Origin of the sequence: Actibacterium sp. 188UL27-1, from assembly GCF_016901225.1 — a bacterium.
Lineage (GTDB): Bacteria > Pseudomonadota > Alphaproteobacteria > Rhodobacterales > Rhodobacteraceae > 188UL27-1.
Map to the genome: position 1 here is coordinate 570,747 of NZ_JAFEUL010000001.1, position 18,542 is coordinate 589,288.

Below are 18,542 nucleotides of genomic sequence, written 5' to 3' on the forward strand. Positions count from 1 at the left end.
GATTGTGCCGGTATTTATCTGTATATCGGCTAACTTTGAGATAAATGCCTGCCCCTCGAAACCAGATTGAGCGTGCAGTGACCGACTGAAGCAAAAAGAAAAAACCAACAAGTTGGTTATTCATATCAATACGTCCGAGCGTGACTGCTTCGCCCCCCTTTTGTGATGATCTGGATACCAGTACCGCAAGGGAGATCCGCGGCTTCCTGGTGGAACATGGTGACAAAGGCTGAACGCCCGGATATCTGAAAAAGGTGAAAAAGCTTTGAAAAAAGCGGCTTGGGCCGCTGGCCCTCGGTATTTGGCACCGGGGGCCATTACGCTACCTGATGATGGGGGCGTCCGGCATTTGATAGTGCGAGACTGACTTCGCCGTCTCCCGGATCAGCTTTTCGCGCATCCGCTCGGCATATTCCTCGAACCCGTTCGCGGTCACCACAAAGGCTTCGGGGCCGACAATCACATTCTCCCAAAAATAGGCGGTCAGGTCCGGCTCGCTGCCTTCGATGACGAGGGCATTCACGGTGATATCGGCGCCCATCAAGACCTTATGCGTATCGACCGGCACGATCCCTTCGTTGGAACTGCCATCGCCGGAGACATCGATGATCCGCCGCTTGCAGTCCGGGACCGCGGCGAATGTGTCATGGGTAAAGGTCAACGCTTCGCCAATGGCGGTTGAAAAATTGCGCCACTTGCGGCTTGTGTCCCCGATGGTGACGGCAAGGGCCTCCAACTCGTCGAAATCCCGCACCCGGGTCCACGGCACCGACACGACCTGGCGGGAACTGCCCGTCCACTGGATCACCGTCACCGCCGCTTCGGCCTGGACCAGCGCCTCCGACACCACTCCGTCCCGCAGCCCCTCCGCCAACCCATCCATCTGGATCTGGTATTCCTCCGGACTGACCGAGCCCGACACATCCACCGCCAGCGCCAATGCCAGGTCACAGGCCAAAGCCATGCCCGGAGCAAACGCGGCAGTGGAGAGCAGGAAAGATCGCATTACGCAAGGTTAGCAGGAAGTGCGGCCCACACCACAAGGATCAATCACCGCTGCGATAAAATAATCGCGGGCGGCTGCAATCGCGAACCGCTTGCCGGACACTGGACCTTCCAAGACGACCTGGAACTGGTCGACCAAGCGGGCAACTTCGACAACATCCAACCGAACGGGACTGCGTCGGTCTCGAATGGCGCCCTTACCGTCGCGGGTAGCGGAACCCACTCCACGGGATACCGCGCCGCAGGCACCTATGACGGTCCCATGCCGAACGATAAATCCCATGTGGTTTGGCCGCAGCTCAACGGCCTTTACCATATCGCCGAAGCGGGCGCGGCCACCTCCCTTGACGGTCGACCGGTTCGACACGGTGGTTTTTTCCGAGATTGACCAAGGCGAGCGGTTTGTAGGCAGCCCTTTCGTCTGGCGCACAATAGCGGCAGACTGCCCGACAATCAGCCAGGGCCGGTCTTGCCAGAAACAACCACTGGGCAATTGCTGCAACTGGCATTTACCCATGATGACGTTGATGATGCGATAGTCGGCAACACGCAGATCGCATTTTACTGAAATGATATCCTGGCCGGTTCCTACATGACCGCCAACTCTAAAGCGTTCGATGACGCAAATGATGGAGAGGCCTTGTTCGGGGTCCGGTACAAAATCAACGGCAATCCCGTCGGCGCAATGAACGCCTCGGTCTTGGAAGCAAAGATTTTCGACACAACCCTAACCCAAGCGAAGATCAACGCCCTTGAGATGACGCCGGTCGCGCCCGTACCGCTGCTCGCCGGTTTGATCTTGCTGTTGGCGGGTCTTGGTACTGTTACCCTGCTGCGCCGCCGCCAAGGTTGATCAGAACTCTAGGGGAAATCCGAAAGGGGCCGCTATCTAGCGGTGCTGTCTCGTTTCCAGAACATGACCGGACCGTTCGGTGCGTATGCATGGTTTATGCATAGGATGTGCATGGATCATGTATGCGCGGTGCGGGCCCGTTTCAGACCGCGATCACCGCGGCATCAGCACCCAGTAATCAAGGTCCAGCAGAACGTCGGGCAGGTACTTTCCGTCCTCCCCCCGTAGTGTCATCGGCGTGCCCTTGGTCGCGACCAGCCGCAATCTCAGGGCACCGATGCTGGGACTCGCGGTCTCGGCTTTGTCCAAAACCTCCGACCAGGCACGGATCGTGTCCCCCGCAAAACAGGGGTTTGCATGGGCCCCGCCATTGATCGCCACGATCATCTGGGCGTTGGCCAAGCCGTTGAAAGACAACCCCCTTGCCATCGAGATCACGTGACCGCCATAGATCAATCGCTGCCCGTCATCGCGGTGGGTCGCGTCAAAATGCACCTTGGCCGTGTTCTGCCACAGGCGCGTGGCCATCATATGCTCGGCTTCCTCAACCGTCACGCCGTCCACATGGTCGACCATCTCGCCCACGGCATAGTCGCTCCAGCGGTGACTTTCTCCTGCCACGGCGTCATTATATTCCGTAAAATCAAGGCCCTGAGGAATGTTCAGATCCTCGGCCAGAACGGCATCAGAAAGCTCCGGAACGATCGGATCTGGGGCAGGGGTCGCCACATCGCCTTTGCGCACCATGACCCAACGAACATAGCTCAGCACCAGCTCGCCCCGTTGGTTGCGGCCCTCGGTCCGTACCCAGACTATGCCTGTCTTGCCATTTGAATTCTCTTTGATCCCAATGACTTCTGATGTGGATGACAGCGTATCGCCGGGGTAGACGGGCTGCAGAAACCGCCCCTCGGCATAGCCCAGATTGGCGACGGCATTGAGGGAGATATCAGGCACCGTCTTCCCAAACACCGTGTGAAACGTGATCAGGTCATCCAGCGGTGACCGGGGCAGCCCGCAATTGCGGGCGAATTCATCCGAACAGGCCATCGCGTGCCGCGCCGGATAAAGGGCATGATACAGCGCCCGCTCCCCCTCCGTCACCGTGCGGGGCACGGCATGGGGCAGGGTTTGGCCAATGGTGTAATCCTCGAAATAGTGGCCTGCGAAGGTCTTGCTCATCCGGATTTTCCTTGCTCACCCAAGGGCTTGTTTGGATCGTAGGGTTGGGTTGCACCCTTGGTGACCGCCTGCCCGCAGCGCATCACGCCGTTGCTGGCATCGAACGCATAGGTCGGATCACCATAAAGCTGCCAGCCGTCGTTTAGCGCCGCCGTAACCTTGTGACAAAAGGCCGAGGTGTCGTCTGCGGTCAGGAACCGGTAGAGCATCGGGTTATCCAAAAGGGTTCACCCCCAGCCAGATGTGGATGCCCGCAATCACCGCGTAGACCACGACCGAGATCACGGCGAGTTTGATGTCGCCCTTGGCCTCGCCCGGGGCGGGCCTGTCCCACGGTCCGGCGCGATTTATGAGGATCACCTCGCTCACCGCCCAAGCCAGCATGCCGCCGAACAGCAGGATCGAGGCCAGGTCCCCATTGACCAACAAATGCGCCAGCGCCCAGACCTTGACGCTGGCCAACATCGGGTGACGCATCTTGCCGCGCAGGCGGCCGGTCGTCGCGCTCATCCCGAACAGAATGACAGCGGCGATCATCAACAGGTTGTTGATATGCGTTAAGAAACCAGCAGGGTTCCAGACGATGATAAAATCCGCCCAGCGATAGCCAAAGATCATCAACAGCAGCCCGGCGACGATGCCCAGGGCCACCAGACCCTTGCCAGGATCGCCCAGCCGCGCCCGCGTATCAGGGGCCAGTCGTTTGAAGTAGTGGGCGCCGCTCCATGCAGCGATCCCAAGGATCAGGAAGATAAATCCCATCAGGTTGTCTCCGCCTCCAACGCGGCGATGGCCCGTGCCTTGGCCAGCGTCGCCTCTGCCGTCTCAATATGCAGATTTTCGACGATGGCGCCATCGACAACGGCGACCCCTTGGCCAGCTTGGCGGGCGTCTTCGAAAGCGGCGATCTGGCGCACGGCCAGGTCGATCTCAGCCTCGGTCGGGGCAAAGGCCGCGTTGGCGATGGCCACTTGCGCGGGGTGGATCAGCGTCTTTCCATCCATGCCCAGATCGCGGCCCTGTTCGCATTCGGCGCGCAACCCGTCATCATCCTTGAATGCGTTATACACACCGTCTATGCAGATGATCCCGGCGGCGCGCGCGGCCAGCAGGCAGGTTTGCAAGGCCGTCTGCAGCGGCAGACGATCCGCCCGGAAGCGACAGTTTAGATCCTTGGCCAAGTCGTTGGTGCCCATCACAAAACCAGCCATGCGCGGTGCGTTGGCCAGGGCAGCGGCATTCAGGATGCCGGCAGGTGTCTCCATCATCGCCCAGATCTGGGTGGCCGCGCAGTCCGGGTTTATGTCGAGCGTGGCGGCGACGGTGGCCACTTGCGCCACGGTCTCCACCTTGGGCAACAAGACGGCCTGCGGAGCGATGTCCATCACGGCATTTAGATCCGACGCGCCCCAGGATGTGTCCTGACCGTTCAGGCGGACGATCTGGGCCCGCCCACCATAGCCACCTTTGCCGAGTTCAGACACAAGCAGCGCGCGGGCATTGTCCTTTTCCTCAATAGCAACCGCATCTTCGAGGTCAAAGATGATCGCGTCCACTGAAAGGGTGCGCGCCTTGTCGAGGGCCCGTTCCTTTGAGCCGGGAATATACAGGGTGGACCGGTAGGGGCGGGCGTTTGCTGCCATGATTCTCTTCCTCGCGCGTTCCCCGCGGCTTCAACCATGGTCGCTGCCTCTGCGCAAGTTCATATCGCTGCAATGCGGCATTGCGCAATATTTGTGCGCCTTATCAAGGGCGCATGGGGGTTTGCAACACCTGCCGGGCGGGCCGTTAACCTCATTTAAGGTCTTAATGGGCACCATTTGTTCCAGTGTCGGGCTCTGACGGGCCATTCGGGCAAAACGTCCGGATTGAACATGAAACACACATGTCCGGCCGAGCAGATCCACGGGGCAAAGCTCCGAAACGGAAAGGAACGGACTATGAAAGAACTCTTCTTCATCACGGCCGGATTGATCCTTCTGGCCGTCAACGGGGCTCAGGCCCAAAGCTCGCGCAACTGTGCCGACCGCCAGAAGGTCGTGGAACGCCTGAACGATGGTTATGGCGAGACCCGGCAATCAATCGGCCTTGGGGCCAATAACGCGGTGGTTGAGGTTTTCGCCTCGTCTGAAACCGGCACCTGGACCATTACCGTAACAATGCCCACGGGCATGACCTGCCTGGTGGCAAGTGGTCGCTCTTACGAGACCCTGGAAGAAGAACTGTCGCCGGCCAGCGAAAACGACGCCTGACATGGGCTGGGACGGTTAGGTCAACGCGTCCCAGATCAATTTGCTGCCCGTGGTGATCAGCAAAACATAGGTGATGGCAAAAAAGATGCGCTCTGGCACCAGTTTGTGCGCATAAATTCCCAGATAGGCCCCCGCAACGGCAACCGGGGCCATCCAGACATCGATCAATAGTGTCTCGGCGGTGAAAACGCCCAAAATGGCATAGGGCACGAATTTCATGATGTTGATGCCCCAGAACGTGATGGCGGTCGTCGCCTGGTACATCGTTTTGGTCATGCCCTGGCCGATCAGGAACATCGCTACCGGCGGGCCCCCCGCATGGCTGACATAGCTGGTGAAACCAGCGGTCATCCCCGTGAACAGGCCCCAGCGCGGGCTGAACGCCATATCGGGGATGTTCAGCCAACCCCGGGCGCGGGCCAGCTGGTAGGCGACAAAAGCCAGGCTAAGCGCCCCGATCAGGATACGGAACACATCGGCATCGGCGACCTGTGACAAGTAGGCGCCAATGGCCACACCTGGCAGCCCGCCCAGGATCAGCACCTTGACCGAGGGCAGGTGCCACCGTTTCCAGAACGAATTCACGGTGACCACATCGACGAGCATCAAAAGCGGCAGCATGATGCCCAAAGCCACCAGAGGTTCGACGACCAGCGACAGAATCGGCGTGGCGGCGAAGGCAGCACCTGAGCCAAACCCGCCCTTTGAGATCCCGGCGAACAGAACCGCCGGAACCGCCACTGCCAACACGATCGGGTCAGGCATCATCATGTAAGTTTCCCTTGCATGCCGGACCGTTACCACTGCGTTTGTATTGGCTGTCCGGCGCGTCCACACCCGCGCTTGCTTGCACAGGTGCCGCCAAATGGCTAGTCACGCGGCGGAACACAACAATCCCGGGACCTTATTCACATGGCCAGATCCAAGATTGCCCTTATCGGCGCCGGTCAGATCGGTGGGACGCTCGCCCACCTTGCCGCTATGAAAGAGTTGGGCGATGTCGTCCTGTTCGACATTGCCGAGGGCACGCCCGAGGGCAAGGCGCTGGACATCGCCGAAAGCGGACCGTCAGAGGGCTTCGATGCCGCGCTGAAGGGCACGCAGGACTATGCCGACATTGCGGGCGCCGATGTGTGCATCGTGACTGCGGGCGTGCCGCGCAAACCGGGGATGAGCCGCGATGACCTGCTGGGCATCAACCTGAAGGTCATGAAGGCCGTGGGTGAAGGCATTCGCGACAATGCCCCCAATGCGTTTGTCATCTGCATCACCAACCCGCTGGACGCCATGGTTTGGGCGCTGCGGGAATTCTCGGGCCTGCCCCATGAAAAGGTCTGTGGCATGGCCGGTGTGTTGGACAGCGCTCGCTTCCGCCACTTCCTGAGCACGGAATTCGAGGTGTCGATGAAAGATGTCACCGCCTTTGTGCTGGGTGGCCATGGTGACACGATGGTGCCGCTGACGCGCTATTCGACTGTGGGGGGGATCCCGTTGCCGGATCTGGTCAACATGGGATGGACCACCCAGGACAAGCTGGACGCCATCGTGCAGCGGACCCGGGATGGCGGTGCAGAGATCGTCGGCCTGCTGAAGACAGGGTCCGCCTTTTATGCGCCTGCCACCTCCGCGATCGAGATGGCAGAGGCCTACCTCAAAGATCAAAAGCGCGTGCTGCCCTGCGCGGCCTATGTCGATGGCGCTCTGGGCCTGAAGGGCATGTATGTGGGCGTGCCAACCGTCATTGGTGCCGGCGGTGTCGAGCGTGTGATCGATATCAAGCTGACCAAGGACGAGCAGGAGATGTTCGACAATTCCGTCGGCGCGGTCAAAGGCCTGGTCGAGGCGTGCAAAGGCATCGATGACAGCCTGACCTGAGGCATCCGGTTTCGCCGGGATGTTTTCGGCGAAACCACGCCCTCAAGAGGGCACCATTACAGGTTGCGCGGTGCGGTGCCGGTTGTCTGATCCGGTCCGATGTCGCGGCCGATCTGGGCGGGTGTTCGGGCGCAATCTTGCGGCGAGCCCGGCTGATCATTTGCAAACTTCAAGGCATCAGCGCGGTAGCCGTCGGGCAGATTAACGGTAAGGTCGATACCGTCGCGCGCGTCGAAATGTGCAAAGCCGACTTCGCCATAGGCACCGACCCGGATACTCGCCGTTGCGGATATGTTGAGCCGTTTGGGCGTGCCTGTCAGCAGGATTTCCTGCGACCGCAGCAAGACGGAAAATCGACCGTTCTCTTCCAGTTTGAAATCGACAATGCCGTGCGTTGGACCCTTGCGAGTTCGGTTTTCCGTTTGATAAAGAGACATTTCCCATTCAATTGATGACATCTGATCACTGCCAGACCGGTCATCTGTGATCGATGACACACCGGGCGCAATCATCGCGCCGAGCCAGATGCCGGCTCCGTTAGAGCTCCATGGCGCGTATTCACCGGCCCAGGCCGATAGCGTACCCTTGATGGAGAGGCAGAACATCCCTTCAGGCAAGACCAAGCTCGGCGCCTCAGTGTCAAACTGAAGCGATATGGCAATCAGAACTCCCGATTCTACAGATTGCAGACCGCTGTGTTGCCTGGCATTTGCAAAAAGGCCCATTCTGCCGCTTGATATATCGGCTGTTACACGAACGACGTCGCGATGTCCCATGTTGGACAGGTAGGTCGCATTCGATCCGTCGGTTTCCCTGGTTTCGGTTTCTCTCGCCACATCATCGAGGTTGAACGTTTCGATGTAGAGGCTTGGTCCGGTGGTGATCTTCGCATATTGATCCACGACCCTCACCCTGACCTCTTGGGCATATGCTCTGGGCGTGATGGACGTGGCGCACAACATCGTAATGATCGTAATCCAACTTTGACCGAAAATAGATCGTGGCAATAGAATCATTCCTCTCATTGGGCTCATGTCGGGATGACCTAGCGGCGGATGATACCTGCGACGCAAGCGCGTTCGTGCATCCGCCCCTTTCCCCTGGGTCTAAAGAGGCGTATTGCGCATCTATGATGACAATCCGTTTGCAGGATGCCCAGGCACTTCCGTTCTGGCGCAGGCCGATCACGCTGTTGTTCTTGATGGCGGCAGCGATGCCGATTGCCTTTGCCACATGGTCAGCGCTGCTTAACAACTTTGTCATCGAGGTGGGTGGATTTAACGGCTCTCACAATGGTTGGCTGCACACCGTGCGGGAGATTCCGGGCTTTTTGGCCATCGGCGTCATCGCCATCCTGATGTTCATGCGCGAACAGGTGCTGGGCCTCGTCTCTTTGGTGCTGTTGGGGGCGGCGACGGCTGTGACGGCATGGTTCCCTTCCTTGGGCGGCATTCTGACGGTCACGATGCTCAGTTCCATCGGGTTCCACTATTACGAGACGGTGAACCAATCGCTCCAGCTGCAATGGATCGAAAAGGATCGCGCTCCGCAGATCCTGGGCTGGTTGGTCGCGGCGGGCTCGGCCGCCACTTTCGTGGTTTACGTGTTGATTGTGCTGACCTGGCAGGCGCTTGGGCTGAGCTTTAACTTGGTGTTCATGGCGTCCGGTCTGCTCTGTGCCGCGATCGCGATCTTTTGCATCATCGCCTATCCGCAGTTCGAGGCGCCACATCCCCAGCGCAAGGAATTTGTGCTCCGACGCCGCTATTGGTTGTACTACGCGCTACAGTTCATGTCGGGCGCGCGGCGGCAGATCTTTATCGTCTTTGCCGGGTTCATGATGGTCGAACAGTTCGGGTTCGAGGTGCATCAAGTGACCGCCCTTTTCCTGATCAACCTGGTTGCCAACATGATCTTTGCCCCGCTCATGGGCAAAGCGGTCGCGATCTTTGGAGAGCGGAACGCGCTGGCCTTTGAATATGTGGGGCTGACCCTGGTATTTCTTGCCTATGGGGGCATCTATTTTTTCGGCTGGGGCGTAGTCTTGGCGGCGACGCTGTATGTCGTTGATCATATTTTCTTTGCGCTGGCCCTGGCCTTGAAAACCTATTTTCAAAAGATCGCTGATCCCGGCGACATCGCACCAACAGCCGCCGTGGCCTTTACGATCAACCATATCGCTGCCGTCTTTCTGCCAGCGGCCCTGGGGTATCTGTGGCTCACCTCCCCGGGCGGCGTCTTTGCGCTGGCGGCGGGCATGGCGCTGATCTCTTTGATCCTGGCATTGATGATCCCGCGCAATCCGGAACCCGGGCATGAGACGGTGTTTCAGCCCGCGGCCGCTGTACCTGCGGAGTGATGGGGTGGAATGGGGCCAGTTGCGGACCTATCTACACGTTATGTCGATAAAAGGACCCCAGACATGTTCATGCTGAACCGCAAGAAGTTGGAAATGGTTGCCCTGCAAGATGCGTTGCCCGGGCGTGCAGAGCCGATCCCGACCGCGGAGACGCATTTTGTATCAGGTCGTCCCCTGACGGTCGATGTTCCCGACGGGCTGGAAGAAGCGATGTTTGGCATGGGCTGTTTCTGGGGTGTCGAACGCATGTTCTGGAAACTTGACGGTGTCTGGCTGACGATGGTGGGCTATGCTGCCGGACACACACCCAATCCGACATATAACGAGGTGTGCACTGGCAAAACTGGCCACAACGAGATTGTGCGCGTCGTCTTTGACCCTGCGGTCATCAGCTATGACGCCCTTCTGAAAGTGTTTTGGGAAGGTCATGACCCGACCCAAGGCATGCGTCAGGGCAATGATATGGGTACGCAATATCGCTCTGGCATCTATGTGTATTCCGAAGCGCAGAAACAGGCCGCCGTCCAGAGCAAGTCGGCCTTTGCCCCCGGTCTGTCGGCGGCAGGATATGGTGCGATCACGACCGAGATTATCGGGGCGCCGAAATTCTACTTCGCCGAAGACTACCACCAGCAATATCTCGCCAAGAACCCGCAAGGCTATTGCGGGATCGGCGGCACCGGCGTGACTTGTCCGATCGGAACCGGTGCAACCGTCGCGTAACCGTCGGTTTCGGGTTCAAAGCCCCCGGAAAACGCCGTAGGCCAGCGCATACTGCGACAGGAGTGTGCCATGCCGACCTTTACCGCCCTGACCACCGTACCTGGGGAGTTACCCGCCAGCGCGTTAGGTGAGGCCATGGAGGCGTTAGACCCGGCGCCCACCGGTGTTGGTGTGTTCCGGCTGGAGGATGGCAGCGGTCTTTGGGAGATTGGCGGGTATTTCACAGAGCCCCCGGACGAGGTTGCCCTGGCCCTGTTGGCCGTTGTGCATGGTGCGCGCCCGTTTGCCGTATCCGAATTGCCCGAAACCGATTGGGTGGCGAAAGTGCGCCGCGAACTGGCACCTGTGCCGGCCGGGCGGTTCCATGTCTATGGCAGTCATGATGCAGATAGCGTGCCCGCAGACAAGATTGGCCTGTTGATCGATGCGGCCATGGCTTTTGGCACCGGCCACCACGGCACCACGCTGGGATGTCTTGAAGCGTTTGACAGCGTGTTGAGCGATGGGGTCGCCACTTCCCGGGTTGCGGATATCGGATGTGGCACCGCCGTTCTGGCCATGGCGGCGGCAAAGGTTCTGCCGCGCGATGCCACCATCATCGCATCCGACATCGACACGGTCGCCGTGGAAGTGGCGCAGGCCAATCTTGTGGCCAACGGGGTTGCAGAACGCGTGACCTGCCTTGAGGCGGCGGGCTTCGGACATCCGGATTTGTTGGCGGCGGGGCCCTATGACCTCATTTTCGCGAATATTCTGAAGGGGCCGTTGATTGATCTGGCACCGGATCTGTGTGGTGCCCTGGCCCCCGGCGGCCATGCGATTCTTTCGGGTATTTTAAACCCGCAGGCCGATGAGGTCATCTTGGCCTATGCCAATCACGGCGCAAAAGTCAGCAAAACAAGGGAAATTGGTGAGTGGACGACGCTGGTATTGCAGCAATTCTGACACGAACGCCTCTTTTCCGCCGCAATTCATCTTTACCAATCTCGAGGTGGTGGGGAGACGGAATTACCGGAGCTGGACATGGCAGATCCTCAAATGAAAGAATTTTCCGGTCGGGTCCGGCGCATTGAGCGCACCCATCGGAGGGGGCGGGGTTTTGAAGCCGCCGGTACGGTTGGGCGGTCGTACTATACCCGAAAGAACCAAAAGCGAAATCGCACCCTGCTGCGCCCGATGCTGACGGTCGTGTTGCTGTTGGTGACCTTCAAGGCTGCGGTCTTTACCCTGCATGGTGAAGAGGCTTACCTCGAGCGCGTGGCTGCCCTGAAACAAGGTGGCGTCGTGTCTCAGGCAACCGGCCACTTGATGGTGGTGGATCCGTTCACTGAATTGATGGCGATCTGGTTCGAACCGATTTTCGGCTGATATCGAAGCCCTATGGGTGGCGATGCGTAACGAAAAATCTGGGCGAAATTTGACATCTAGACAAAATAAAAGAGCGTGGCCCGGTAGGTCACGCTCTTTTACTTATCAGACAACATCTTAGCGCAACGTGTCGATTTCGCTACGGCTCAGTCCGATATCGTCCAGTTCACGGTCCGACAGACCATGCAGTGCGGCGCGTGTGGCGCGGCGTTCAAGATAGGCCGCAACCTGGTTGCGAACGGTGTTCAAGGCAAAGCTGACGCGATCAGCAAAAGACTGACCGGAGGCGGCGCGGGTGGTTTCGATAAGGGCCATCTGGCATCTCCTATATGTTTTGAGAAGTTTTCAAACTGCTTGATATCTGAGCAGGTAGAGGGGGTGTATTGCCTGTACAACTGGCAAAAAGACATGCCCCATATGACGAGAGCGCATGGCTCTTCCCCGTGTTAACCAGTTGGAAACAAATGTGAAATTCTTGTGTCAGATATGTCGAAAACGGACCAGTCCATGACGATTTTGAACCTTGCGCCCCTGGAATTGTCTACACAGCGCTTGGCCTGTGTTCGCGTTTCGTGCTAGTTCGTCAAAAAATATAAAAAGGATAAAGGGGCACATCATGCGGGTCATCGGTATCGATCCGGGTTTGCGGCATATGGGATGGGGCATTATCGACGTCGCGGGCAGTCGTTTACGCCATGTCGCGAATGGCACATGCAAAACAGCGGGACGCGATCTTGCACCGAGGCTTGTCTCTCTTTTTGATCAGTTGACAGAAATCTTGCGCGTCCACGGGCCACAAACCGCGGCGGTCGAACAGACCTTTGTCAACAAGGATGCGGCGGGTACGCTAAAGCTGGGTCAGGCCCGCGCGATTGCCTTGCTTGTTCCGGCCCAGGCAGGGCTTGGCGTCGCGGAATATGCGCCGAATGCGGTGAAAAAGGCCGTTGTCGGCGTCGGCCATGCTGATAAGCGCCAGATCGACCACATGGTGAGGCTGCAGTTTCCGGGCATCGATCTCGACAGCGCCGATGCGGCTGATGCCTTGGCAATCGCCATCTGTCATGCCCATCACGCGCAATCCGCCGGCCGACTTGAGGCCGCCTTGCTGGCTGCGGAGACGCGCGCGTGATTGGGCGTCTGTCCGGGCAGTTGGCCTATCGCGGAACCGATCACATCATGATCGATGTGGGTGGGGTCGGATATCTGGTATTTGTCTCGGAACGGACACTGGCCCGGCTGCCCGCTGTGGGGGAGCCGGTTGCCTTGCATACCGATCTTTTGGTGCGAGAGGATCTGTTGCAGCTTTTCGGCTTTTCCACGCTGCACGAGAAAGAGTGGTATCGCCTTTTGATCGGGGTGCAGGGGATCGGGGCCAAGGCGGCGATGGCCATTCTTGGTGTCCTTGGGGCCGATGGAGTTGGGCGGGCGATTACCTTGGGCGACTGGTCTGCTGTCAAGGCGGCGCAGGGTGTCGGGCCCAAGATCGCCCAGCGGGTCGTCAATGAATTGAAAGAGAAAGCCCCCGCCATCATGGCGCTGGGGGCTGTGGCCGAAGCCGAGCCACCTGTGCGCCGATCAGAAGATATAGGTCGCCACCGGACGGATCCGGCGCCGGCCGCGCCAGATATCAGCCCGGCCAGTGTACAGGCTGACGCCCTTTCTGCACTGATCAATCTGGGCTACAGTCACGGCGAAGCCGCCCGTGCAATTGCCCGCGCCTTTGGCACAGCGCCGGAATTGGACTCCGCCGGTCTGATACGATCCGCATTGAAACTTCTGGCACCGAATGGGTGATGCTATGTCCGAACCGGACCCGACCCTGCGCCCAACCCCACAAACAGGGGATGCGGACCGGGCCTTGCGTCCGACCGAGCTGTCAGAGTTCGTGGGTCAGGCGGAGGCCCGGGCCAACCTGGCCGTTTTCATCCAAAGCGCCCGCCAACGGGGCGTCGCCATGGATCACACCTTATTCCACGGCCCCCCCGGACTTGGTAAAACCACGCTTGCGCAGATCATCGCGCGGGAATTGGGGGTCAATTTCCGGATGACCAGTGGCCCGGTCCTGGCCAAGGCGGGTGACCTTGCGGCGATCCTGACCAATCTGGAACCGCGGGACGTTCTGTTCATCGACGAGATCCATCGCCTGAATCCCGTTGTCGAAGAGGTGCTTTATCCCGCGATGGAAGATTTCGAGCTGGATCTGGTCATCGGGGAGGGGCCGGCTGCCCGAACCGTGCGGATCGAGTTGCAGCCGTTCACCCTTGTTGGGGCGACCACCCGGTTGGGTTTGTTGACAACGCCGCTGCGGGACCGGTTCGGTATTCCCACGCGGTTGCAATTTTATGAAGTGGCCGAATTGCATCAGATCGTTCTGCGTGGTGCGAGATTGTTACAGATCGATTGTGACGACGATGGCGCGCTGGAGATTGCCCGTCGTGCACGTGGGACGCCGCGGATTGCCGGTCGATTGCTGCGTCGCGTGGTTGATTTTGCGCTGGTCGAAGGGGATGGGCGGATCACGCAGGCCCTGGCGGACTCGGCTTTGATCCGGCTTGGCGTAGACGCTCTGGGGTTGGACGGTGCTGACCGCCGTTACATGACGCTGATGGCCAACAGTTATGCGGGTGGGCCGGTCGGGGTTGAGACCTTGTCCGCCGCCTTGTCAGAAAGTCGCGATGCCTTGGAAGAAGTGATCGAGCCCTATCTTTTGCAAACCGGTCTTGTACAGCGCACGCCGCGGGGTCGCCAGCTGAGCCAATCTGCCTGGCAACATCTGGGTCTGCCGCCGCCGGAACGACCCGGTCAGGACAGCCTATTCGGCGTGACGGAGTAGGCTAAGTGACGTCTTTGACATCGATGGGGGCGACGCCCGAGAGTGTCGCACAGCTTTTCACACGGGCCGACGGGTCGTATCTATGTGCCCGGTGGGGGCGCCCTTTGGTGCCGGTCGTTTTTGGGGTTGATGAACCGACACTGGCAATCGTCAAGGGCGCGTGCGAGGCCATCGTTGCCTTGGCCGGTCACAAGATGGCGGAAACCGATCCAGAAATCGGCGCGAACTTCATGCTCTTTTTCATCCGCGATTGGTCCGAGTTGCGGGATGTGCCTGGACTTGACCGCCTGATCCCGGATTTGAACGCTTTGCTGGACCGTTTGGAGGGCGCAGGCGCCAACCAATATCGCATCTTCCGATTTGACGCGGATGACGCGATCAAAGCCTGCTTTGCGTTCGTGGTGATGGATGACGACATGTCATCGGTTCCGGCGGAAACCCTTGCACTCACGCAGATCGTTCAAGCTGTTTTGCTCTGGTCCGATGTCGCGTTCACTAATACGTCGCCGTTGGCCCGCGCCGGTGATACCACGATCTTGCGCCCCGACATCGCCGCGGTCATTCGCGCCGCGTACGATCCCGTTCTGCCCGGTGCTACAACCGATAGTGGCCATGCCTATCGCCTTGCGGCGCGCCTCACGCGGGGATCTTGAAGCCGTGGTGGGTGTGAACCGGCGGACTGCCTGCGTTGATGCCTTAACCGGTGTTCACGAAGTCCCAGACCCTTGAGATGACGACAGACCCCTCGCCCACAGCAGAGGCCACGCGTTTGGTGGATCCCGCGCGCACGTCACCAACGGCGAATATACCGGGATGAGAGGTTTCGTAGGTGGAGGTCCCGCCGCCCTCACGCCCGGTTTTCACAAAGCCACGCTCGTCCAGGTCCACCAGACCTGAAAGCCACGCGGTGTTGGGGGCCGCGCCGACCATGACAAAAACCGCGCGGCAGGGGATGGACCACTCTTCATCACGGACACTGTTGCGGATCGTCGCCGTGGCCAGTTGGTCCGTGCCATCAAGGCCGCATAACTCGCTTTGATAATGGACGGTGATGGCCGGGTCAGCCGCGATCCGGCTGGACAGGTAGTCTGACATTGAGGCGGCCAGCGACGTGCCGCGCACCAGGATATGCACGTGTTTGGCTGAGCGGCTTAGGAACATCGCGGCCTGGCCGGCGGAGTTGCCGCCGCCGATCACCACGACCTCGCTCCCGCGGCAATACCGCGCCTCGATATCAGTGGCGGCGTAGTAGATGCCCGCGCCTTCGAAATCTTCCAGTCGGTGGAGCGGCAGGCGGCGATATTGGACGCCCGTGGCGACAATGATGGCCTTCGCCCCGATCTCGGTCCCGTCGTCAAGCTGAGCGCAGAAATGACCTGCGGGCAGCTTTTCAAGGGAGCGGACCCGGCGCGGCATGGCAAAACGGGTTCCGAACTTCATCGCCTGGATTTCGCCGCGCCAGACCAGGTCGGCGCCGGAAATACCGGTGGGAAAACCCATGTAGTTTTCGATCCTGCTGGAGGTTCCGGCTTGGCCACCGATGGTGATATCCTCGACCACCAGCGCCTTGAGCCCTTCGGCGCCTGCATAAACGGCGGCCGCAACACCGGCGGGGCCGCCACCGACGATCAGGACATCGACGATCTCATCGACGTCCAGGTCAAGGTCGAGGCCAAGCAGCTTGGCGACCTTGGCCGGGGTAGGGTCTTCGATCGCCTTCGCATCGCCAAAGACCACGGCGGGCCGGTCGAGGTGGATGGAACACTTTTCCGCTGCCTCTTCGGCCTCGTGTGACCCGATCTCCACCGATTGGAACGGGATCTTGTTGCGGGCGGCAAAGGCGGCAATCCGGCGGATGTCGCGGCTTTGGTCGCTGCCGATCAGCTTGAGGGAGCTATCACTTTCTTCGACCAGCCGACGGCGACGGGCAGCGAAGACAGAGATGACGATATCCGACATCTCCGGGATCTCCGACATCAGCCGCAGCATGGCGTCGCGGGCAACCTTGATCCCTTTTGTGGGTTGAGCGGTGCGCATTGGCAGGGTCCAGGCGCCACCGTTCAGGAACGCGATCTCTCCCATGAACTGGGTCGGGCCGAGGGTAAAGGGAACGCTGCGTTCACCGGTGATGGGGTCAAAGATCTCGATCTCGCCCTCTTCGAGATAGAAAAACCAATCCATCTTGTCGCCGGCCTTTGCCATGACATGGCCTGCCTCGAACGCGACCTCTTCGCCGATCCTGCGCAGGGCATCTACATGGCTGTCAAAAAGCGGTGTGCGCTGCATCTGGCGCAGGTCGCCTGCAATACTTTCCATAGGGCCCCCGAGGCGTTTTCGTCATCCACGTCCTGCGACATAGCGCGGGTTTGTCTGGGTGGCACGACTTGATTTCAAGCGGGTTCTGACAGGGGTGTCCGGCAGAAGCAGGACGCCTGGATCGGGACGGTCGCGCGCGCCAGGGCACGGTCAAGTTGTTGCTTAATATGAGGGCGTTCCACGCGCTCATCGCGCCGGTTCAGGCATTCGTGTAGACCATGGAGGCTCCATACATTACCCGGATGCTGGCAGGCGCGGCTCAGGGTGGTGTCAAGGCCCAGATCGGCCCGGTAGACGGCTTCGGCCGCCACGTGGTCGCCGCTGTCCATCAGCAGCGCACCCAAAGCATGGCGCGTCGGCTGCATCCACCCCCAAGGTTCGTCATAGGCCAACGTGTCATCCAGATGAACAGCCTGGCGAAGATGGGCGATGCCTGCCATGCGGTCTCCGGATTTATAGGCGATCTCCCCCAGCATCATGGATTGCGCAATGGCCAGGATGTCATGACAGGAATTGTTGAAAAGCATCCGGTCTTCGGGGATCGCCACGCGGGCCGACATGAAGGCATCCCGCTCAACCAGCGCCAGATCATGACACCCAAGGTTGGCGGCTGCGACTGCACGGGCATAACGCATCATGGCGGTGGTAAAACTGTAGAGCTCTGCGTCACGGGGCAGGGTTTGATCCAGAATCTCGTCCCACATTCCAAAGCGGATCAGGACATGCTGGCGCATGGGAATAAAGGCCTCAAACCAGTTGGCCATGGGGCGCAGGATCTCTTCAGGAAGCAGGGCAATCATCTGGTCGGCGGCCCGCAAGGCAGGCTCTGGCTGTCCCAGAAACATCGCCCCGTAGATGATGAAATTGAGGTTATGGCCGACATACAGGCGATAGAAATCGGCCCGCCCGGTCGCGTCCATGTACCGTTGATCGGCAGCATAGGCGAGCTGATTGCGGGCGATGACATTCTGGTAATCGCCGCACAGCACATCGATATGGGTGGCCATATGCAGCAAGTGGCCAGCATCCGGGACCAGCGTCGCAAGCCGGTCACCATGGGGCAGGGCGCATTCCGGTGTAGGCGACATTTCCATCAGGTGGATGTAAAGGTGTAAAAGGCCGGGATGATCCCATGCGCCGGGCAGGGTATCGAATGCCGTTTCCAGCACATTGCGTGCCTCCAGCGTGTCAGCACCCATGGCCGGTTCGCCGGTTTTCAGATCCCAGAGCTGCCATGGCGTTCGGTTCATCAGCGCTTCGGTAAACAAAGCACAGACATCCAGATGGTCGGGGTGCTTGCGATGTACATCGCGCATGGCGTTCGCATAGGCGTCGGCATAGGGCGCGAAATCATCAACCATGGGATCTTCGGGGAAGCGCTGTTGGAGGGCCGCAATCAGGTCGTGCTCCCACGCTTTCGCCTGCGCGGATCGGGCCTTGGCCAGGGCCGCCTTGGCGGTGGCGAGTGCCGCGGGTTTTTCTGCCTCGCCAAAGACGATCCACCCCTTGTTGTAATTCGGGCCAATGGCATAGGCGATGCCCCAATGGGCAAAGGCGCAGTCCGGGTCGGCGGCGAGTGCCCGTTCGAAACAGGTGATGGCCTCCTCATGGTGAAAACCATAGGTCCAGATCAGACCCCGATCGCACCAAAGTTGCGCCTGGTCGGATGTTGTCGAAACCGGACAGGTGGAATTACCGAGGTTGAAGTATGTCATGCGGCCCCCCAGCTAAATTTCAGAGGCAGAGTGCGGGAGCGCTGTGTCCGGTGCAATAAGG

The 18,542-nt window shown here is 59.6% G+C and carries 22 protein-coding genes; 11 read left to right on the top strand and 11 right to left on the bottom strand.

Annotated features, from left to right (window positions below):
- Window positions 1-322: 322 nt before the first annotated feature.
- Window positions 323-1,006: a DUF1194 domain-containing protein gene (locus IU397_RS02930; RefSeq protein WP_204410461.1), complete on the bottom strand. Its 684-nt coding sequence runs from the start codon at window positions 1,004-1,006 to the stop codon at window positions 323-325.
- Between the two features lie 9 nt (window positions 1,007-1,015).
- Window positions 1,016-1,522: a hypothetical protein gene (locus tag IU397_RS02935; RefSeq protein ID WP_204410464.1), complete on the bottom strand. Its 507-nt coding sequence runs from the start codon at window positions 1,520-1,522 to the stop codon at window positions 1,016-1,018.
- A 75-nt stretch (window positions 1,523-1,597) separates the two neighbouring features.
- On the opposite strand from IU397_RS02935, the gene IU397_RS02940 reads away from it, so the two are divergent.
- On the top strand, window positions 1,598-1,858 hold the full coding sequence (locus tag IU397_RS02940) for a hypothetical protein (protein ID WP_204410466.1): 261 nt from the start codon (window positions 1,598-1,600) through the stop codon (window positions 1,856-1,858).
- Window positions 1,859-2,011: 153 nt separating this feature from the next.
- Here IU397_RS02940 and IU397_RS02945 read toward each other — a convergent pair whose 3' ends face one another.
- Genes IU397_RS02945 through IU397_RS02960 form a run of 4 tightly spaced genes read right to left on the bottom strand, consistent with a single transcriptional unit; the run spans window position 2,012 to window position 4,683 of the window.
- Window positions 2,012-3,040: a MaoC family dehydratase gene (locus IU397_RS02945; protein WP_204410468.1), complete on the bottom strand. Its 1,029-nt coding sequence runs from the start codon at window positions 3,038-3,040 to the stop codon at window positions 2,012-2,014.
- The gene (locus tag IU397_RS02950; protein WP_204410470.1) at window positions 3,037-3,249 is read right to left on the bottom strand and encodes a DUF1737 domain-containing protein; all 213 of its coding nucleotides are present in this window, start codon (window positions 3,247-3,249) and stop codon (window positions 3,037-3,039) included. Before IU397_RS02950 ends, IU397_RS02945 begins: the two co-directional genes overlap by 4 nt.
- 4 nt (window positions 3,250-3,253) lie before the next feature.
- Window positions 3,254-3,802: an NnrU family protein gene (locus IU397_RS02955; protein WP_204410472.1), complete on the bottom strand. Its 549-nt coding sequence runs from the start codon at window positions 3,800-3,802 to the stop codon at window positions 3,254-3,256.
- A complete protein-coding gene (locus IU397_RS02960; RefSeq protein WP_204410474.1) occupies window positions 3,802-4,683 on the bottom strand; it encodes a CoA ester lyase in 882 nt (293 codons plus the stop codon). Before IU397_RS02960 ends, IU397_RS02955 begins: the two co-directional genes overlap by 1 nt.
- Window positions 4,684-4,980: 297 nt before the next feature.
- Between IU397_RS02960 and IU397_RS02965 the strand changes: the two genes are divergently transcribed.
- The gene (locus IU397_RS02965; RefSeq protein ID WP_204410477.1) at window positions 4,981-5,292 is read left to right on the top strand and encodes a hypothetical protein; all 312 of its coding nucleotides are present in this window, start codon (window positions 4,981-4,983) and stop codon (window positions 5,290-5,292) included.
- A gap of 15 nt (window positions 5,293-5,307) precedes the next feature.
- Here IU397_RS02965 and IU397_RS02970 read toward each other — a convergent pair whose 3' ends face one another.
- On the bottom strand, window positions 5,308-6,063 hold the full coding sequence (locus IU397_RS02970; RefSeq protein ID WP_204410479.1) for a sulfite exporter TauE/SafE family protein: 756 nt from the start codon (window positions 6,061-6,063) through the stop codon (window positions 5,308-5,310).
- 141 nt (window positions 6,064-6,204) lie between these two features.
- Between IU397_RS02970 and mdh the strand changes: the two genes are divergently transcribed.
- Entirely contained in the window at window positions 6,205-7,167 is a 963-nt protein-coding gene (gene mdh, locus IU397_RS02975; RefSeq protein ID WP_204410481.1) for a malate dehydrogenase, read from the top strand.
- Window positions 7,168-7,223: 56 nt separating this feature from the next.
- On the opposite strand, the gene IU397_RS02980 is transcribed toward mdh, so the two are convergent.
- Window positions 7,224-8,069 (bottom strand): hypothetical protein, encoded by an 846-nt coding sequence (locus IU397_RS02980; RefSeq protein WP_204410483.1) that lies wholly within the window; start codon window positions 8,067-8,069, stop codon window positions 7,224-7,226.
- Between the two features lie 227 nt (window positions 8,070-8,296).
- Here IU397_RS02980 and IU397_RS02985 point away from each other — a divergent pair, with 227 nt between their 5' ends.
- The 4 genes from IU397_RS02985 to IU397_RS03000 all read left to right on the top strand — a co-directional run bounded on the left by IU397_RS02985 (window position 8,297) and on the right by IU397_RS03000 (window position 11,617).
- Window positions 8,297-9,526 (top strand): MFS transporter, encoded by a 1,230-nt coding sequence (locus IU397_RS02985; RefSeq protein ID WP_204410485.1) that lies wholly within the window; start codon window positions 8,297-8,299, stop codon window positions 9,524-9,526.
- Between the two features lie 63 nt (window positions 9,527-9,589).
- Window positions 9,590-10,249: a peptide-methionine (S)-S-oxide reductase MsrA gene (msrA, locus tag IU397_RS02990; protein WP_204410488.1), complete on the top strand. Its 660-nt coding sequence runs from the start codon at window positions 9,590-9,592 to the stop codon at window positions 10,247-10,249.
- A 69-nt stretch (window positions 10,250-10,318) separates the two neighbouring features.
- The gene (locus IU397_RS02995) at window positions 10,319-11,194 is read left to right on the top strand and encodes a 50S ribosomal protein L11 methyltransferase (RefSeq protein ID WP_204410490.1); all 876 of its coding nucleotides are present in this window, start codon (window positions 10,319-10,321) and stop codon (window positions 11,192-11,194) included.
- A 78-nt stretch (window positions 11,195-11,272) separates the two neighbouring features.
- On the top strand, window positions 11,273-11,617 hold the full coding sequence (locus IU397_RS03000; RefSeq protein WP_204410492.1) for a hypothetical protein: 345 nt from the start codon (window positions 11,273-11,275) through the stop codon (window positions 11,615-11,617).
- Window positions 11,618-11,734: 117 nt separating this feature from the next.
- Here the strand turns inward: IU397_RS03000 and IU397_RS03005 are convergent, their stop codons facing one another.
- The gene (locus IU397_RS03005; RefSeq protein ID WP_204410494.1) at window positions 11,735-11,932 is read right to left on the bottom strand and encodes a DUF1127 domain-containing protein; all 198 of its coding nucleotides are present in this window, start codon (window positions 11,930-11,932) and stop codon (window positions 11,735-11,737) included.
- A 301-nt stretch (window positions 11,933-12,233) separates the two neighbouring features.
- On the opposite strand from IU397_RS03005, the gene ruvC reads away from it, so the two are divergent.
- Genes ruvC through IU397_RS03025 form a run of 4 tightly spaced genes read left to right on the top strand, consistent with a single transcriptional unit; the run spans window position 12,234 to window position 15,103 of the window.
- On the top strand, window positions 12,234-12,746 hold the full coding sequence (ruvC, locus tag IU397_RS03010) for a crossover junction endodeoxyribonuclease RuvC (protein WP_204410497.1): 513 nt from the start codon (window positions 12,234-12,236) through the stop codon (window positions 12,744-12,746).
- The gene (gene ruvA / locus IU397_RS03015) at window positions 12,743-13,411 is read left to right on the top strand and encodes a Holliday junction branch migration protein RuvA (protein WP_204410499.1); all 669 of its coding nucleotides are present in this window, start codon (window positions 12,743-12,745) and stop codon (window positions 13,409-13,411) included. The genes ruvC and ruvA overlap by 4 nt, the downstream gene beginning before the upstream one ends.
- 4 nt (window positions 13,412-13,415) lie before the next feature.
- Complete coding sequence (gene ruvB / locus IU397_RS03020; RefSeq protein ID WP_204410501.1) at window positions 13,416-14,450, top strand: Holliday junction branch migration DNA helicase RuvB; 1,035 nt, start codon at window positions 13,416-13,418, stop codon at window positions 14,448-14,450.
- A 23-nt stretch (window positions 14,451-14,473) separates the two neighbouring features.
- On the top strand, window positions 14,474-15,103 hold the full coding sequence (locus tag IU397_RS03025; protein ID WP_204410610.1) for a hypothetical protein: 630 nt from the start codon (window positions 14,474-14,476) through the stop codon (window positions 15,101-15,103).
- 43 nt (window positions 15,104-15,146) lie between these two features.
- Here the strand turns inward: IU397_RS03025 and IU397_RS03030 are convergent, their stop codons facing one another.
- Together IU397_RS03030 and IU397_RS03035 are read right to left on the bottom strand one after the other, a co-directional pair.
- Entirely contained in the window at window positions 15,147-16,766 is a 1,620-nt protein-coding gene (locus tag IU397_RS03030; RefSeq protein WP_204410504.1) for an FAD-dependent oxidoreductase, read from the bottom strand.
- A gap of 74 nt (window positions 16,767-16,840) precedes the next feature.
- Window positions 16,841-18,481: a hypothetical protein gene (locus tag IU397_RS03035; RefSeq protein WP_204410506.1), complete on the bottom strand. Its 1,641-nt coding sequence runs from the start codon at window positions 18,479-18,481 to the stop codon at window positions 16,841-16,843.
- Window positions 18,482-18,542 lie beyond the last annotated feature (61 nt).

Excerpts from the sequence above, each read along its gene's own strand:
- IU397_RS02995 (WP_204410490.1), top strand. The coding sequence starts at position 10,319 with ATGCCGACCTTTACCGCCCTGACCACCGTACCTGGGGAGTTACCCGCC.
- IU397_RS03005 (WP_204410494.1), bottom strand. The coding sequence starts at position 11,932 with ATGGCCCTTATCGAAACCACCCGCGCCGCCTCCGGTCAGTCTTTTGCT.
- IU397_RS02945 (WP_204410468.1), bottom strand. The coding sequence starts at position 3,040 with ATGAGCAAGACCTTCGCAGGCCACTATTTCGAGGATTACACCATTGGC.
- IU397_RS02935 (WP_204410464.1), bottom strand. The coding sequence starts at position 1,522 with ATGGGTAAATGCCAGTTGCAGCAATTGCCCAGTGGTTGTTTCTGGCAA.
- IU397_RS03025 (WP_204410610.1), top strand. The coding sequence starts at position 14,474 with ATGGGGGCGACGCCCGAGAGTGTCGCACAGCTTTTCACACGGGCCGAC.
- IU397_RS02965 (WP_204410477.1), top strand. The coding sequence starts at position 4,981 with ATGAAAGAACTCTTCTTCATCACGGCCGGATTGATCCTTCTGGCCGTC.
- IU397_RS03035 (WP_204410506.1), bottom strand. The coding sequence starts at position 18,481 with ATGACATACTTCAACCTCGGTAATTCCACCTGTCCGGTTTCGACAACA.
- IU397_RS02985 (WP_204410485.1), top strand. The coding sequence starts at position 8,297 with ATGATGACAATCCGTTTGCAGGATGCCCAGGCACTTCCGTTCTGGCGC.
- ruvB (WP_204410501.1), top strand. The coding sequence starts at position 13,416 with ATGTCCGAACCGGACCCGACCCTGCGCCCAACCCCACAAACAGGGGAT.
- mdh (WP_204410481.1), top strand. The coding sequence starts at position 6,205 with ATGGCCAGATCCAAGATTGCCCTTATCGGCGCCGGTCAGATCGGTGGG.
- msrA (WP_204410488.1), top strand. The coding sequence starts at position 9,590 with ATGTTCATGCTGAACCGCAAGAAGTTGGAAATGGTTGCCCTGCAAGAT.
- IU397_RS02960 (WP_204410474.1), bottom strand. The coding sequence starts at position 4,683 with ATGGCAGCAAACGCCCGCCCCTACCGGTCCACCCTGTATATTCCCGGC.
- IU397_RS02950 (WP_204410470.1), bottom strand. The coding sequence starts at position 3,249 with ATGCTCTACCGGTTCCTGACCGCAGACGACACCTCGGCCTTTTGTCAC.
- IU397_RS02955 (WP_204410472.1), bottom strand. The coding sequence starts at position 3,802 with ATGGGATTTATCTTCCTGATCCTTGGGATCGCTGCATGGAGCGGCGCC.
- ruvC (WP_204410497.1), top strand. The coding sequence starts at position 12,234 with ATGCGGGTCATCGGTATCGATCCGGGTTTGCGGCATATGGGATGGGGC.
- IU397_RS02940 (WP_204410466.1), top strand. The coding sequence starts at position 1,598 with ATGACCGCCAACTCTAAAGCGTTCGATGACGCAAATGATGGAGAGGCC.
- IU397_RS02970 (WP_204410479.1), bottom strand. The coding sequence starts at position 6,063 with ATGATGATGCCTGACCCGATCGTGTTGGCAGTGGCGGTTCCGGCGGTT.
- IU397_RS02930 (WP_204410461.1), bottom strand. The coding sequence starts at position 1,006 with ATGCGATCTTTCCTGCTCTCCACTGCCGCGTTTGCTCCGGGCATGGCT.
- IU397_RS03000 (WP_204410492.1), top strand. The coding sequence starts at position 11,273 with ATGGCAGATCCTCAAATGAAAGAATTTTCCGGTCGGGTCCGGCGCATT.
- IU397_RS03030 (WP_204410504.1), bottom strand. The coding sequence starts at position 16,766 with ATGGAAAGTATTGCAGGCGACCTGCGCCAGATGCAGCGCACACCGCTT.